This window comes from Nocardia sp. NPDC004340, from assembly GCF_053602575.1.
Genome location: NZ_JBSGDW010000002.1, coordinates 665608 through 681449, shown reverse-complemented (window position 1 = coordinate 681449; position 15842 = coordinate 665608). Strand labels below are relative to the sequence as shown.

At 70.5% G+C, this 15842-nt stretch carries 1 protein-coding gene (running past one end of the window); it reads left to right on the top strand.

All coding sequences use genetic code 11. The features are described from left to right. Positions 1–85 precede the first annotated feature (85 nt). Positions 86–15842, top strand: the 5' end (the start) of a protein-coding gene (locus ACWEOI_RS10560; protein ID WP_452359464.1) for a non-ribosomal peptide synthase/polyketide synthase. It continues 28355 nt past the right edge of the window; 15757 of the gene's 44112 nt are visible here — the first part of the coding sequence; its start codon is at positions 86–88; its stop codon lies beyond the right edge, outside the window.

Below are 15842 nucleotides of genomic sequence, written 5' to 3'. Positions count from 1 at the left end.
TCACGCTGACCGCAGCGGTGGCGTCCTGTTCGGGTTTTTCGGCGGGGAACGCTGCGGTCGTGGTGTTCCGGAAGCGAGGTTTGGGTTGGACCGGCTGGATTTCGGCGGCATCGGCGAAGCTGGCAGCGAAATCGCACCGGGATCGGGCGAACTTTTCCCGCTGTCGCCGGCGCAGCTCGGCATCTGGTATGCCCAGCACCTGGACCCGCAGGTTCCGATCAATATCGCCCAGTACGTCGAGCTGCGCGGGGAACTCGACATGGCGCTGCTCGAGGCCGCCATGGTGCGCGGCTCGGAGGAGTTCGGTTCCGGCTTCCTGCGCATCGTCGAGCGTGACGGCGAGCCCATGCAGATGGTGGACCACTCGCTGGACCGCACCATCTACCACGTCGATCTGAGCGCCGAGGCCGATCCGGCCGCCGCCGCCCACGCCTGGATGCGCGCCGACTACAGCGCGCCCCTGGAACTCACCCGCGACCGCCTCATCCGCACCTGCATGCTGAAACTGGCCGACGGCCATTACTACTGGTATGCGCGCATCCACCACATCGTGCTGGACGGTCTCGGCGCGGTGACCTACATGACCCGGGTCGCCGAGGTCTACACCGCGTTCGTCAATGGCGTCGAGCCCCCGCCGCACAAGCTGACCGACCTGCCCACCCTGGTCGAGCAGGAGTTCGCCTACCGCGACTCGAGCCGCTTCAAGTCCGACAAGGAGTACTGGGCCGAGCGGATCGCCGGTGTCGAGGACGGCACCAGCCTGGCCGGACGTTCCGCGCCGCCGGCGGCGATCAACCGGATCGCCACGGCCGCGCTCACCAAGGGCCAGACCTCACTGCTGGATCAGGCCGTGGCCCGCCACGAGTCCTCGCCCGCGGGTCTGCTGATCGCCGGTTTCGCCGCCTACCTCGCGCAGTGGACCGGCAGTCAGGACGTCGTCCTCAGCCTCCCGGTGACCGCGCGCACCACCGCGATCATGCGCCGCTCCGGTGGCGCTGCCTCGAACATCGTGCCGCTGCGCCTGAAGGTCGGCCACGACTCCACGGTCACCGATCTGCTCGGCCAGGTGACGGTGGCCGTCTCGGGCGCCCTGCGTCACCAGCGCTACCGCGCCGAGGACATCAAGCGCGACAGTTCTTCCGGCGATTTCTCCGGTGGCGAGGTCGGGTCGCAGTTCTTCGGCCCGTGGGTCAACATCATGTTGTTCCACAACGAGGTCGTGCTCGGCGACATCACCGGTGAGTACAGCGTGCTGTCCACCGGTTCCATCGAGGACCTGGGCGTCAACTTCTACCAGTCGGTGAAGGGCACCCGGAACCACATCGACTTCGAGACCAACCCGAACCTGTACTCCGACCAGGAGACCCGCAGTCACCACGCGCGTTTCCTGGAGTTCTTCGACCGCTTCCTGGCGGCCGAGGCGGCGCAGCCGGTGTGGGGCCTGCCCATCACCACCGCGGCCGAGCGCACCCGCACCCTGGTGGAGTGGAACTCCGCCGCGCACGAGGTGCCGGTCACCACGCTGCCGGCGTTGCTGGACACGCAGATTCCGCTGACCCCGGACAATGTGGCCGTCGAGTTCGAGGGCGAGCAGCTCACCTACGCCGAGTTCGGCGAGCGGGTCAACCGCCTGGCCCGCTTCCTGATCGAGGACGGCGTCGGCCCGGAATCGCTGGTGGCCCTGGGCATGCGGCGTTCGCTGGAGCTGGTCGTGGGCATGCACGCGGTGCTGCGCGCCGGTGGCGCGTATGTGCCGATCGACCCCGATCATCCGGCCGACCGCACCGCCTACATCCTGGAGTCCGCGGCACCGGTCTGCGTGCTGACCACCGCCCGCGACGAGCTCGAGCTGCCGGAGTCGGTGCGGCGCTTGGAGATCGACACCCTCGACGTGTCGGCGTTCTCCGCCGAGCCGGTGACCGACGCGGACCGCCGCGCGCCGCTGCGCCCGGACAACACCGCCTACGTCATCTACACCTCGGGTTCGACCGGCCGCCCCAAGGGCGTCGCGGTCACCCACCACGCCATCGTCAACCAGGAACTGTGGATGCTCGACGAGTATCCGATGACCGAAGACGATGTGTACCTGCAGAAGACGGCCACCACCTTCGACGTGTCGCTGTGGGGCTACTTCATGCCGCTGCTGGTCGGCGCGAAGCTGATCGTGGCCACCCCGGACGGTCACCGCGATCCGTTGTACGTGGCGGAGATGATCGAGCGCCACGGCGTCACGGTCACGGACTTCGTGCCGTCCATGCTGACGGTGTTCGTCGCGCACGCCACCCGCGCCCAGTGCGCCACGCTGAAGTACGTCTTCGTGATCGGTGAGGCGCTGCCGCCGGAGACCGGCGCGGGCTTCCGCGAGATCACCTCGGCCGGCCTGCACAACCTGTACGGCCCCACCGAGGCCGCGGTCTCGGTCACCTACTGGGAGAACACCGCCGCCGACACCGTCACGGTGCCGATCGGTGTACCCGAGTGGAATGTCGAAGTCTACGTACTGGATTCGCATCTGCGACCGGCCGCCATCGGCGCCGCGGGTGAGCTCTATCTGGCGGGCCGCCAGCTGGCGCGCGGCTACAAGGGCCGCCCGGACCTGACCTCGGACCGCTTCGTCGCGAATCCGTTGTCGCTCACCGGCGAACGCATGTACCGCACCGGTGACCTGGTGCGCTGGAACCTCGTCGCGAGCGACAAATCGGGTACCGTCGGTGCGCTGGAGTACATCGGCCGCACCGACTTCCAGGTGAAGTTCCGCGGTCAGCGCATCGAGCTCGGCGAGATCGAGACCGACCTGCTGGCCCACCCGTCGGTCAGCCAGGCCGCCGTGCTGGTGATGGACACCGCCACCGGTCAGCAGCTGGTCGCCTACGTGGTGCCGGTTCCGGGCCAGAGCATCGACCCGGCCGAGCTGACCCGCTTCGCCGCCGAGAAGCTGCCGACCTACATGGTCCCGGCCTCGATCATGGTGCTGGAGGCGTTCCCGCTCAACACCTCCGGCAAGCTGGACCGCAAGGGCCTGCCGGAGCCGGTGTTCAGCGCCGACGCCGCCGGATACCGCGCCCCGCGCACCGCCGCCGAGGAGATCGTGGCGGGCGTGTTCGCCGACGTGCTCGGTCACGACCGGGTCGGCGTGGACGACAACTTCTTCGATCTGGGCGGCAACTCGCTGGTCGCCACCCAGGTGGTGGCCCGCATCTCGGCCGCGTTCAGCACCCGCCTGGGTGTGCGCGCGCTGTTCGAGACCCCGACCGTGGCCGGACTGGCCGCGCGCGTGGAAGCCGCTGGGCCCGCGGATGTCTCGCGGCCGCCGCTGGTGGCGCGGGAGCGTCCGGAGCGGGTGCCGCTGTCGCTGGCGCAGCAGCGCATGTGGTTCCTCAACCAGTTCGACCCGAACGTCCCGACCTACAACCTGCCGTTCGTGGTGCGGTTGCGCGGACAGGTCGACATCGAGGCGCTGCAGCTGGCGCTGACCGACGTGGTGGCGCGCCAGGAGTCGCTGCGCACCATCTTCCCGGAGTCCGGGGACGGCGGCTTCCAGCAGGTGCTGCCCATGGACGAGGTGGATCTCGGCATCGAGGTGCACGACCTCGCCGAGGCCGAATTGCGCTCCGCGCTGGCGCAGTTCGCGTCCGCGGGCTTCGACGTCTCCACTCAGCTGCCGATCCGGGTACGCGTGTACCGGGTCGCCGCCGGGGCCGAGACCGGCCGTCATGCCGTCGCCGACGACAACGAAGTGGATCTCGCGGTCGCGTTCGTGGTGCACCACATCGCGGCCGACGGTTTCTCGTTCGGTCCGCTCTCGCGCGACATGACCGCCGCCTACCTGGCCCGGGTCGCCGGTCAGGAGCCCGCGTGGGCGCCGCTGCCGGTGCAGTACCAGGACTTCAGCCTGTGGCAGCGCGAGGTGCTCGGCTCGGAATCCGACGCCGACTCCATGGCCGCGCGCCAGAACGACTACTGGCGCACGGCCCTGGCCGGGCTGCCGGATCAGCTGGACCTGCCCGCGGATCGCCCGCGGCCGCCGGTGCAGAGCTTCCACGGCTCCCGCGTCACCTTCGAGATCCCGGCCGAGCTGCACGTCCGGCTCGCGGGATTGGCTCGCGCCCAGGGCGTCTCGCTGTTCATGGTCATGCACAGCGCGCTGGCCGTGCTGCTGGCCCGCCTCTCGGGCACCAGCGACATCGCCATCGGCACCCCGGTCGCCGGTCGCGGTGAGCAGGCGCTCGACGACCTGATCGGCATGTTCGTCAACACCCTGGTGCTGCGCTCGGAAGTGGATGGGGCGGAACGCTTCACCGATTTCCTGGCCCGCACCCGGGAGACCGACCTGGCGGCCTTCGCCAATACCGATGTCCCGTTCGAGCGACTGGTCGAGGTGCTCAACCCGACCCGTTCGCAGGCCCGGCACCCGCTGTTCCAGGTCATGCTGTCGTTCCAGGAGATGTCGCACGGCTCCATGGAGCTGCCCGGCCTCACCGTCTCCGCGGACGAGCTCGAGGTCGACATCGCCAAGTTCGACCTGCAGTGGACCCTGACCGAACAGCGCGGCCTGGGCGGCGAGCCCGCCGGGCTGTCGGTGATCCTGTCCTACGCCACCGACCTGTTCGACGCGTCGACCGTCGCCGAGTTCGGGCAGCGCTACCTGCGCGTGCTCGAGACCGCCGTGGCCGCCCCGGACACCGTGGTCCGCGACATCGACGTCCTCGACGCCGGTGAGCGCGAGACCGTCCTGCACGCCTGGAACCACACCGCCCGCGAACTGCGCGGCGCGGCAACCGTTCTGGATTTGTTCGAGCAGCAGGTCCGGATCCGCCCGGACGCCACCGCCCTGATCTTCGATCCGGGCGAGCGCAGCGGCAGCATGTTCGGCCCCGCCGAGGAGCTGACCTACGCCGAGTTCTCGGCCCGGGTGAACCGCCTGGCGCGCAAGCTCGTCGACGCCGGCGTCGGTCCGGAGTCCCTGGTGGCGGTGGGCATCCGCCGCTCGGTGGACATGCTGGTCGCCATCTACGCCACCCTCACCGCGGGTGGCGGCTACGTGCCGATCGATCCGGACCACCCGGCCGAGCGCACCGACTACGTGCTGCGCACCGCCGAGCCGGTGGTGCTGCTCACCACCGTCGACGACGCCGTGGAATCCTCGGATTGCCCGGTGCTGCAACTGGATTCGCTGGACCTCGACGAGTACGGCGACGCCCCGGTCACCGACGCGGACCGGCTCGCGCCGCTGCGGCCGGACAATGCCGCCTACGTGCTGTTCACCTCCGGCTCGACCGGCCGCCCCAAGGGCGTGGCCATCCCGCACGCCGCGGTGCTCAACCAGATCGCCTGGATCACCGCCGAATACGGCATCGACGACACCGATGTGATCCTGCAGAAGACGCCGGTCACCTTCGACGTGTCGGTATGGGAGCTGTTCGGTTCGCTGGCGGTCGGCGCGCAGCAGGTCATCGCCGCGCCGGACGGCCACCGCGACCCGATGTACCTCTCGGAGGTCATCGGACGCCACCGGGTCACCATGACCTCGTTCGTGCCGTCCATGCTGAGCGTGTTCGCCTCCACGGCCTCGGCGTCCGAATGCCTGTCCCTGCGTGCGGTGCTGGTCGCCGGTGAGGCGCTGCCGCCGGCCACCGTGACCGCGTTCCGCCGCTTCTCCACCGCGGCCGTGCACAACCTGTACGGCCCGACCGAGTTCACCGTGCACGCCACCGCCGCCGCCATCGACGCGCCGGTGGTCACCTCGGTGCCGATCGGTCGCCCGGTGTGGAACGCGCAGACCTACGTGCTCGACGAGGGCCTGCGCCCGGTGCCCGCGGGCGTCCCGGGTGAGCTGTACCTCGGCGGTGTGCAGGTGGCGCGCGGCTACTTCGGCCGTCCGGACCTGTCGGCCGAGCGTTTCGTCGCCAACCCCTACGGCGAGCCGGGTTCGCGGCTCTACCGCACCGGTGACCTGGTGCGCTGGAACCAGAACGACCCGGGCGTCATCGACTACATCGGCCGCACCGACTTCCAGGTGAAGTTCCGCGGTCAGCGCATCGAGCTCGGCGAGATCGAGACCGCGCTGCTGGACCACCCCAAGGTGCAGCAGGCCGTGGTGCTGGTCATCGACACCGTGGCCGGCGATCAACTGGTCGCCTACATCGTGGCCGGCGGCCCGGTGGACCTGGACGGGGTCAAGACCTCGTTGCAGCGCACCCTGCCCGCGTACATGGTGCCGGGCTCGATCATGGTGCTGGACGCGTTCCCGCTGAACGCCTCCGGCAAGCTGGATCGCAAGGCACTGCCGACGCCGCGGTTCGAGGTGCGCGAATTCCGCGCTCCGACAACGCCGATCGAGGAGATCATCGCCCAGATCTTCGGCGAGGTGCTGGGCATCGTCCGCGTCGGCGTCGACGACGACTTCTTCGAGCTGGGTGGCAACTCGCTGATCGCGACCCAGGTGGCGACCCGCCTGGGCACCGCCCTCGACACCCGCGTGCCGGTGCGCATGCTGTTCGAGGCGGCCACTGTGGAGGCCCTCGCGGCCCGGGTGGAATCGCATGTCGGCGACGGCGGCCGCAAGGCGCTGGTCGCTCGCGAGCGGCCGAACGAGGTTCCGCTTTCGCTTGCGCAGCAGCGCATGTGGTTCCTCAACCGCTTCGACACCGCCTCGGCGGTCAACAACATCCCCGTCGCCATCCGGCTCTCCGGTGAGCTGGACATCGCGGCGCTGCAGGTCGCGGTCATCGACGTCATCGACCGCCACGAGTCGCTGCGCACGGTCTTCCCGGAGACCGCGCACGGCCCGGTGCAGCGGGTGCTGGACGCCGCGCAGATCGTGCCGGACCTGACCCCGGTACCGGTCACCGAGTCCAACCTGATCGACCACCTGGTCGAGCTGGCCACCATGGCCTTCGACGTCACCGGCGAAGTGCCTTTGCACGCGGCGCTTTTCGAGATCAGCGACACCGAGTACATCCTCGGCATGGTGGTCCACCACATCAGCGCCGACGGCTGGTCCATGGGCCCGCTGGCCCGCGACGTGATGGTGGCCTACGCGGCCCGCACCTCGTGGGAGGCCCCGGCCTGGGCGGAACTGCCGGTGCAGTACGCCGATTACGCGCTCTGGCAGCGCGAGGTGCTCGGCTCCGAGGACGATCCGGACGCGCTGATCTCCAAGCAGATCCGCTACTGGACCGAGGCCCTGGCCGACCTGCCCGACGAACTGGTGCTGCCCTCCGACCGGCAGCGTCCGGCCGTGGCCAGCTACCAGGGCGGCACCTACCCGTTCGCCATCTCCGCCGAAACCCAGCAGGCGCTGGTGGATCTGGGCCGCCGGCACAACGCCTCGCTGTTCATGGTCATGCACTCGGCGCTGGCGGTGCTGCTGGCCCGCCTGTCGGGCACCTCCGACATCGCGATCGGCACCCCGGTGCACGGCCGCGGTGAGGCCGCGCTCGACGACCTGATCGGCATGTTCGTCAACACCCTGGTGCTGCGCACCGAGGTGGACGGCTCGGAGACCTTCGCCGACCTGCTGGCCCGGTCCCGCGACACCGACCTGCACGCCTTCGCGCACGCGGACGTGCCGTTCGAGCGCCTGGTCGAGGTCATCAACCCGGCCCGTTCGCAGGCCCGCCACCCGCTGTTCCAGGTCATGCTGACCTTCCAGAACACCCGGCAGGCCAGCCTGGAACTGCCCGGCCTCTCGGTCAACGGCATCGACTACGACGCCCGCCTGGCCAAGTTCGACCTGCAGCTGACCCTGCAGGAGGCGCAGGACGACCACGGCGAGCACGCCGGCATGTCGGCCGAGATCTCCTACGCGCTGGACCTGTTCGACGAGCCCACCATCGAGGCGTTCGCGCGGCGACTGGATCTGATCCTGGCCGCTGTCATCGAGCACCCGGATCGCCCGCTCGGCGATATCGACGTGCTGGTCACCGGCGAGCGCGACCAGGTGCTCGACGGCTGGAACGACACCGCGTTCAACCTGGCCTCGGTGCTGCCCGCGCTGCCCGAAGGCGAGGCGGCGACGCTGGTCTCGCTGTTCGAAGCCCAGGCTCTGACCAGCCCTGATGCGCCTGCCGTGGAATTCGAGGGGACAGTTCTGTCCTACGCCGAGTTCGCGGCGCGGGTGCACAAGCTGGCCCGCAAGCTCATCGCGCAGGGCGTCACCGCGGAATCGCCGGTGGCCCTGGCGATCCGGCGTTCGCTGGATCTGGTCGTGGCCATGTACGCCGTGCTGGAGGCCGGTGGCGCGTACGTGCCGCTGGACCCGGACCAGCCGATGGAGCGCATCGACTACGTGCTCGACACCGCGCGCCCGGTCGCCATCCTGACCACCGGCCGCGACGACTTCGTGACCGGCCGCAATGTGCCGGTGCTGGAAGTCGACACCCTGAACCTGGACGCCTACTCCGACGCTCCGATCACGGATGCCGAACGGGGACAGGCGATCCGGCCCGAGCACACCGCCTACGTGATCTTCACGTCCGGTTCGACCGGCCGCCCCAAGGGCGTGGCCGTCGAGCACGGCGCGATCGTGAACCGCCTGCTGTGGATGCAGCACGAGTACCCGATCGACGCCACCGACGCGGTGCTGCAGAAGACCCCGGCCACCTTCGACGTGTCGGTGTGGGAGTTCTTCTGGCCCTTGCAGACCGGTGCGCGCCTGGTGGTCGCCAAGCCGGACGGCCACCGCGACCCGGTCTATCTGGCCCAGGTCATCGCGGAAACCGGCATCACCACGGCGCACTTCGTGCCGTCGATGCTGTCGGTCTTCGTCGCCACCCTCGGCACCGACAGCGGTGATGCCGCCGCCACCGCACCGCGGCTGCGGCAGGTGTTCGCCTCCGGTGAGGCGCTGCCCGCGCCGACCGCGCAGAAGCTGCGCGAGCTGACCGGCGCGCGTCTGCACAACCTGTACGGCCCGACCGAGGCGGCCGTCGACGTCACCTACCACGAGGTCGTGGACGCCGACACCGTCTTCGTGCCGATCGGCCGCCCGGTGTGGAACACCGAGACCTACGTCCTCGACGCCCGCCTGCACCCGGTCGCGCCGGGTGTCGCGGGTGAGCTCTACCTCGCGGGTGATCAGCTCGCGCGGGGTTACCTGGGCCGCCCGGACCTGTCCGCGGACCGTTTCGTGGCCAACCCGTTCGTCTCCGGCGACCGGATGTACCGCACCGGCGACCTGGTCTCCTGGACCGCCGCCGGGGAACTGAACTACCTGGGCCGCACCGACTTCCAGGTGAAGCTGCGCGGTCTGCGCATCGAGCTGGGCGAGATCGAGGCGGCGCTGCTGGCGCAGCCGACCATCGCCCAGTCCGTCGTGGTGGTCCGCACCGACGCGCACGCGGGCGACCAGCTGGTGGGTTACGTGGTCCGCGAGCCTCACGCCGTGGTCGACGTCGACGGCGTGAAGGCCGCGCTGAGCGCCTCGCTGCCCGCCTACATGGTTCCGGCCGCGCTCGTGGTGCTGGACGCCTTCCCGGTCAACGCCTCCGGCAAGCTGGACCGCAAGGCCCTGCCCGCGCCGGTGTTCGAGGCCAAGCGTTTCCGCGCCCCCTCGACCCCGATCGAGGAGATCATCGCGCAGATCTTCGCCGACCTGCTCGGCGCCGAGCGCGTCGGCGTGGACGACGACTTCTTCGAGCTGGGCGGCAACTCGCTGGTCGCCACCCAGGTGGTGGCTCGCCTGGCGGCCGCGCTGAACGCCGAGATCGGCGTGCGTGTGCTGTTCGAGGCCCCGACCGTGGCCGCGCTGGCCGCGCGGGTGGAGTCGCACGCGGGAACCGGTGTGCGTCAGGCGCTCACGGTCCGCACCCGTCCCGAGTACCCGCCGCTGTCGCTCGCGCAGCAGCGCATGTGGTTCCTCAACCGGTTCGATCCCGAATCGGCCGCGAACAACATCCCGGCGGCCGTACGGCTCACCGGCGCACTGGATCTCGACGCCATGCGCGGCGCGATCGCCGACGTGATGGCGCGCCACGAGTCGCTGCGCACCCTGTACCCGTCGCACGAGGGCGTCGCCTACCAGAAGGTGCTGCCCACCGGGCGCGCCATTCCGGAGCTGGACGTGCTGGACGTGACCGAGGGCGAGTTGTTCGCCGCGGTCTACGATTTCGCCGCGCGCGGCTTCGACGTCACCACCGAGACCGCGGTGCGCCTGCGCGCCTACCGCCTCGCGGCCGACGAGCACGTGCTGGTCCTGGTGGCCCACCACATCGCCGCCGACGGCTTCTCCATGACGCCGCTGGTCCGCGACCTGATGACCGCCTACATCGCGCGCAGTCAGGGCGAGACCCCGGGCTGGACCGAATTGCCGGTGCAGTACGCGGATTACGCGCTGTGGCAGCGCGAGACCCTGGGTTCGGAAGAGGACCCGCGCTCGCTCATCACCGAGCAGCTCGACTACTGGCGCGACACCCTGTCCGGCCTGCCGGACGAGCTGCGCCTGTCCACCACGCCGCGCCCGGCCGTCGCCTCCTACGACGCGGGCACCCACCGGTTCCAGGTGCCGGGCGAGCTCATCGCCGGGCTGAACCGGGTGGCGCAGGCCCATGGCACGACCCTGTTCATGGTGGTGCACAGCGCCTTCGCCGCGCTGCTGGCCCGCCTGAGCGGCACCGACGACATCGCGGTCGGCATTCCGGTCGCGGGCCGTGGCGAGCAGGCGCTCGACGACCTGGTCGGCATGTTCGTCAACACCCTGGTGCTGCGCGCCCCGGTGGACACCGGCGCGAGTTTCACCGACCTGCTGAAGACCGTGCGCGAGCGCGATCTGCAGGCCTTCGCCCACGCGGACGTGCCGTTCGAGCGCCTGGTCGAGGTGCTCAACCCGGCCCGCTCGCAGGCGCGGCACCCGCTGTTCCAGGTCATGCTGTCGTTCCAGAACCTGGGGCGTGCCTCGCTGGAGCTACCGGGCCTGAGCGTGGCCGAGCTGGCCATCGATCAGCAGTCGGCCAAGTTCGATCTGCAGATGACCCTGAGCGAGGTCGTCGACGGCGACTCCGCCATGGACGCCGAGCTCGTCTACGCCACAGACCTTTTCGACGCGCAGTACGCGGGTGTGTTCGCGCAGCGCTTCGTCGCCGTGCTCACCGCCGTGGCCACGGACCCGGCCCAGCTGGTCGGCGATGTCGAGCTGCTGACCGAGACCGAGCGCCGTCAGCTGCTGGTCGGCTGGAACGAGACCGCGTTCGAGCTGGACACCGCGCTGCCGGAGATCGACGAGGGCGCGGCGGCGACGCTGGTGTCGCTGTTCGAGGCGCAGGTCGCGCTGACCCCGGACGCGACGGCTGTCACGTTCGAGGGGACAAGTCTGTCCTATGCCGAGTTCGCGGCCCGCGTGCGCAAGCTGGCGCGCTGGCTGATCGCCGAGGGCGTCGGACCGGAATCCTTCGTCGCGCTGGGCATGCGCCGCTCCATCGACCTGGTCGCGGGCATGTACGCCGTGGCCGTCGCCGGTGGCGCGTACGTGCCGCTGGACCCGGATCACCCGGCCGAGCGCACCCAGTACATCCTCGAGACCGCGCAGCCGGTCTGCGTGCTCACTTCGGGCGACGACCTGGAAGGCGTTGAGGCGCGCCAGGTTCGGATCGACGAGCTGGATCTGTCGGCCTTCGACGACAGCCCGGTCACCGATGCCGAGCGCCGCTCGCCGCTGCGCCCGGGCAATACCGCCTACGTGATCTTCACGTCCGGTTCCACCGGCCGCCCCAAGGGTGTGGCCGTGAGCCACGCGGCCATCGTCAACCGCCTGGTGTGGATGCACGCCCAGTACGGGCTGGCCGCCTACGACGTGGTGCTGCAGAAGACCCCGGCCACGTTCGACGTGTCGGTGTGGGAGTTCTTCTGGCCCTTGCAGGTTGGCGCGCGCCTGGTGGTCGCCAAGCCCGACGGCCACCGCGACCCGGCGTACCTGGCCGAGATCATCGTCCGCGAGGGCGTCACGGTCACCCACTTCGTGCCGTCCATGCTCGCGGTGTTCGTGGCCGAGCCGGCCGCGTCCGACTGCGTCAGCCTGACCAATGTCTTCGCCTCCGGTGAGGGCCTGCCCGCGCCGACCGCGCAGAAGCTGCGGCAGCTGACCGGCGCCCGTCTGCACAACCTGTACGGCCCCACCGAGGCCGCGGTCGACGTGACCTTCCACGAGGTCGTCGACGCCGACATCACCTCGGTGCCGATCGGCGCGCCGGTCTTCAACACCCAGGTGTACGTGCTGGATTCGCGCCTGAACCCGGTTCCGGTGGGTGTCGCGGGTGAGCTCTATCTCGCGGGTGACCAGCTGGCCACCGGCTACGTGGCCCGCCCCGACCTGACCGCGGATCGCTTCGTGGCCAACCCGTTCGGCGACGGCGCGCGCATGTACCGCACCGGTGACCTCGTCACCTGGACCGGTCACGGCGAGCTGGAGTACCTGGGCCGCACCGACTTCCAGGTGAAGCTGCGCGGTCTGCGCATCGAGCTCGGCGAGATCGAATCCGCGCTCACCGCGCTGCCCGCCGTCGCGCAGTCCGTGGTCGTGGTCCGCCACGACGAGCGCACCGGCGATCAGCTGGTCGCCTACCTGATCGCCGCCGACGGCAACCTCGACGTCGACGCCGTGAAGGACGTGCTGTCCGAACAGCTTCCGGCCTACATGGTCCCGGCCGCCTTCATGGTGCTGGACGCCTTCCCGCTCAACGCCTCCGGCAAGCTGGACCGCAAGCAGCTGCCCGCGCCGACCTTCGCCGCCAAGACCTTCCGCGCCCCGGCCACCCCGGTGCAGCAGACGGTCGCCGGAACCATCGCCGACGTGCTCGGCCTGGAGCGGGTCGGCCTGGACGACGACTTCTTCGAGCTGGGCGGCAACTCGCTGATCGCCACCCAGGTGATCGCGCGCCTGTCCGCGGCGCTGGACGCCGACATCCCGCTGCGCGCGCTGTTCGAGGCCTCCACCGTGGCCTCGCTGGCGGCACAGCTGGAATCGCGCGTCGGCACCGGCGCGCGCGCCGCCCTGGTCGCGCAGGAGCGTCCGGAGCTGGTGCCGCTGTCGCTGGCGCAGCAGCGCATGTGGTTCCTGAACCGCTTCGACAACCGCACCGCGGTCAACAACATCCCGGTGGCGCTGAAGCTCACCGGCGCGATCGATCCGGCCGCCTTCACCGCCGCCCTGGGCGATGTGCTGGCCCGGCACGAGTCGCTGCGCACCGTCTACCCCGAGATCGAGGGCGACGGCTTCCAGCGCGTCCTGCCGCTGTCCGAGATCGACTTCGAGGTGCGGACCGAGTCCGTCACCGCGGCCGACCTGACCGCGCGCATCACCCAGCTGGCGAGCGTCTTCTTCGACGTCACCCGGGAACTGCCGTTCCGTGCCACGGTGCTCAGCCTCAGCGAGACCGAGCACGTGGTCGTGCTGGTGCTGCACCACATCAGCGCGGACGGCGCGTCGCTGCGCCCGCTGCTGCGTGACGTGGTGGCCGCCTACCTGTCCCGCGCGACCGGCGAGGCCCCGGCCTGGTCGCCGCTGCCGGTGCAGTACGCCGACTACACGCTGTGGCAGCGCGAGATCCTGGGCGCGGAGACCGATCCCGAGTCGATCGCCGCCCAGCAGATCGGCTACTGGACCACCCAGCTGGCCGACCTGCCCGAGCAGCTGGAGCTGCCCGCCGATCGGCCGCGTCCCGAGGTCGCCACCAATGCCGGTGGCGTGCACGACTTCTCGATCGACGCCGACCTGCACCGCGCCCTCACCGGCGTGGCCCGCGAACACGACGTCACCCTGTTCATGCTGGTCCACGCGGCGCTCGCGGCCTGGTCCGCACGCCTGTCGCGGTCCACCGACATCGCCATCGGCACCCCGATCGCGGGTCGCGGTGAACGCGCCCTCGACGACGTGGTCGGCATGTTCGTCAACACCCTGGTGCTGCGCAGCGAGGTGCGGCCGGACGCGGCCTTCCGCGATCTGCTCGCCCAGGTGCGCCGCACCGACCTGGCCGCCTTCGCGCACGCCGACGTGCCGTTCGAGCGGCTGGTGGACGTGCTCAGCCCGGTCCGGTCGCAGGCGCACCACCCGCTGTTCCAGGTGGCGCTGACCTTCGAGGCCGCGAGCGCCAAGGACGCGGCCGCCGTCGAGCTGCCCGACCTGGCCCTCGAGGTCGTCGAATTCGATCCGGGCACCGCCAAGTTCGACGTGCAGCTCACGGTGAGCGAGCGCGCCGACGGGTCGCTGGGCCTGTCCTGGAACTACGCCACCGATCTGTTCGACGCCGAGACCGTCATCTCCTTCGCCGAGCGCCTGGTCCGCATCCTGCGCGCCGTCGCCGAGGAACCGTCGGCCCTGATCGGCGACATCGACCTGCTGGGCGAGGGCGAACGCCACGACGTCGCCGAGTACTGGGTCTCCGCGGGCGAGGACATCGTCGAGCTGGCCGAGACCGCGCGCGCGGCGGTCGCCGAGGCCGAACTCGCCGTCGCCGAGGGCATCTCGGGCATCGCGCCCGAGGCCGCCGCGCTGGCCGCGCTGGGCGGGGCCGCCGAGCGCCTGTCCAACCCCCTCGAAGCGCTGGCGAGCCCGTTCGCCGCGTCCGAGGCCACCATCTCGGGCCTGTTCGACCTGGCCGTGGCCGCTCACCCGGAGCGGGTCGCGGTGCGGTTCGGCGACGAGGAGCTCACCTACTTCGAGCTGGATCGCCGCGCGAACGTGCTGGCGCGCAGGCTGATCGGGGAGGGCGCGGGTCCGGAGTCGCTGGTCGCGGTGCTGCTGCCGCGTTCCGCGGACCTGGTCGTGGCGCTGCTGGCCGTGATCAAGACCGGTGCGGGTTACGTGCCGATCGATCCGTCCTACCCGGCCGACCGCATCGCCTTCGTGCTCTCGGACGCGAAGCCCACCAGCGTGATCACCGACTCGACCGTGCAGGTCGAGCTCCCGGCCGAGCTGAACACCGTTCTCCTGGACGGCTTCTCGCTGGAGGCCGGGAACATCGTGGACGCGGCCGACGGCCCCGTCACCGATGCCGACCGCCGTGCGGCGCTGCACCCGGACCACGTCGCCTACGTCATCTACACCTCCGGTTCGACCGGCCGCCCCAAGGGCGTCGCGGTCGCGCACCGCAATGTGGTGCGCCTGATGGCGAACACCGATCGCGAGTTCGGCTTCGGACCCGACGACGTGTGGACCCTGTTCCACTCCTACGCCTTCGACTTCTCGGTGTGGGAGCTGTGGGGCCCGCTGCTCTACGGCGGCAAGCTCGTCGTCGTCGACTACTACGTGTCGCGCTCCCCGGAGCAGTTCCTGGAACTGCTGCGCCGCGAGCAGGTCACCGTCCTCAACCAGACGCCGTCGGCGTTCTACCAGCTGGCCGAGGCCGACCGCATCGCGGCCACCGCCGGCGACCAGCAGGACCTGGCCCTGCGCTACGTCGTCTTCGGCGGTGAGGCGCTGGAGCTGCGCCGCCTGTCGGATTGGGTTGCCCGCCACGGGGATTCCACCCCGTACCTGGTGAACATGTACGGCATCACCGAGACCACGGTCCACGTGTCCGTGCGGGTGCTCGACGCCGACACCATCGCCGCCGCCACCGGTTCGGTGGTCGGCCGGGCCATCGCCGGTCTGCGCGTGTACGTCCTCGACGACCGCCTGCACCCGGTGCCGGTCGGCGTCGCGGGTGAGATGTACGTCGCCGGTGCGCAATTGGCGCGCGGCTACCTGGGCCGCCCGGACCTGTCCGCGGCCCGCTTCGTGGCCAGCCCCTTCGGTGCGCCGGGCGCCCGCCTGTACCGCTCCGGTGACGTGGCCCGCTGGAACCGCTTCGGCGAGCTCGAATACCTGGGCCGCGCCGACGACCAGGTCAAGGTCCGCGGTTTCCGCATCG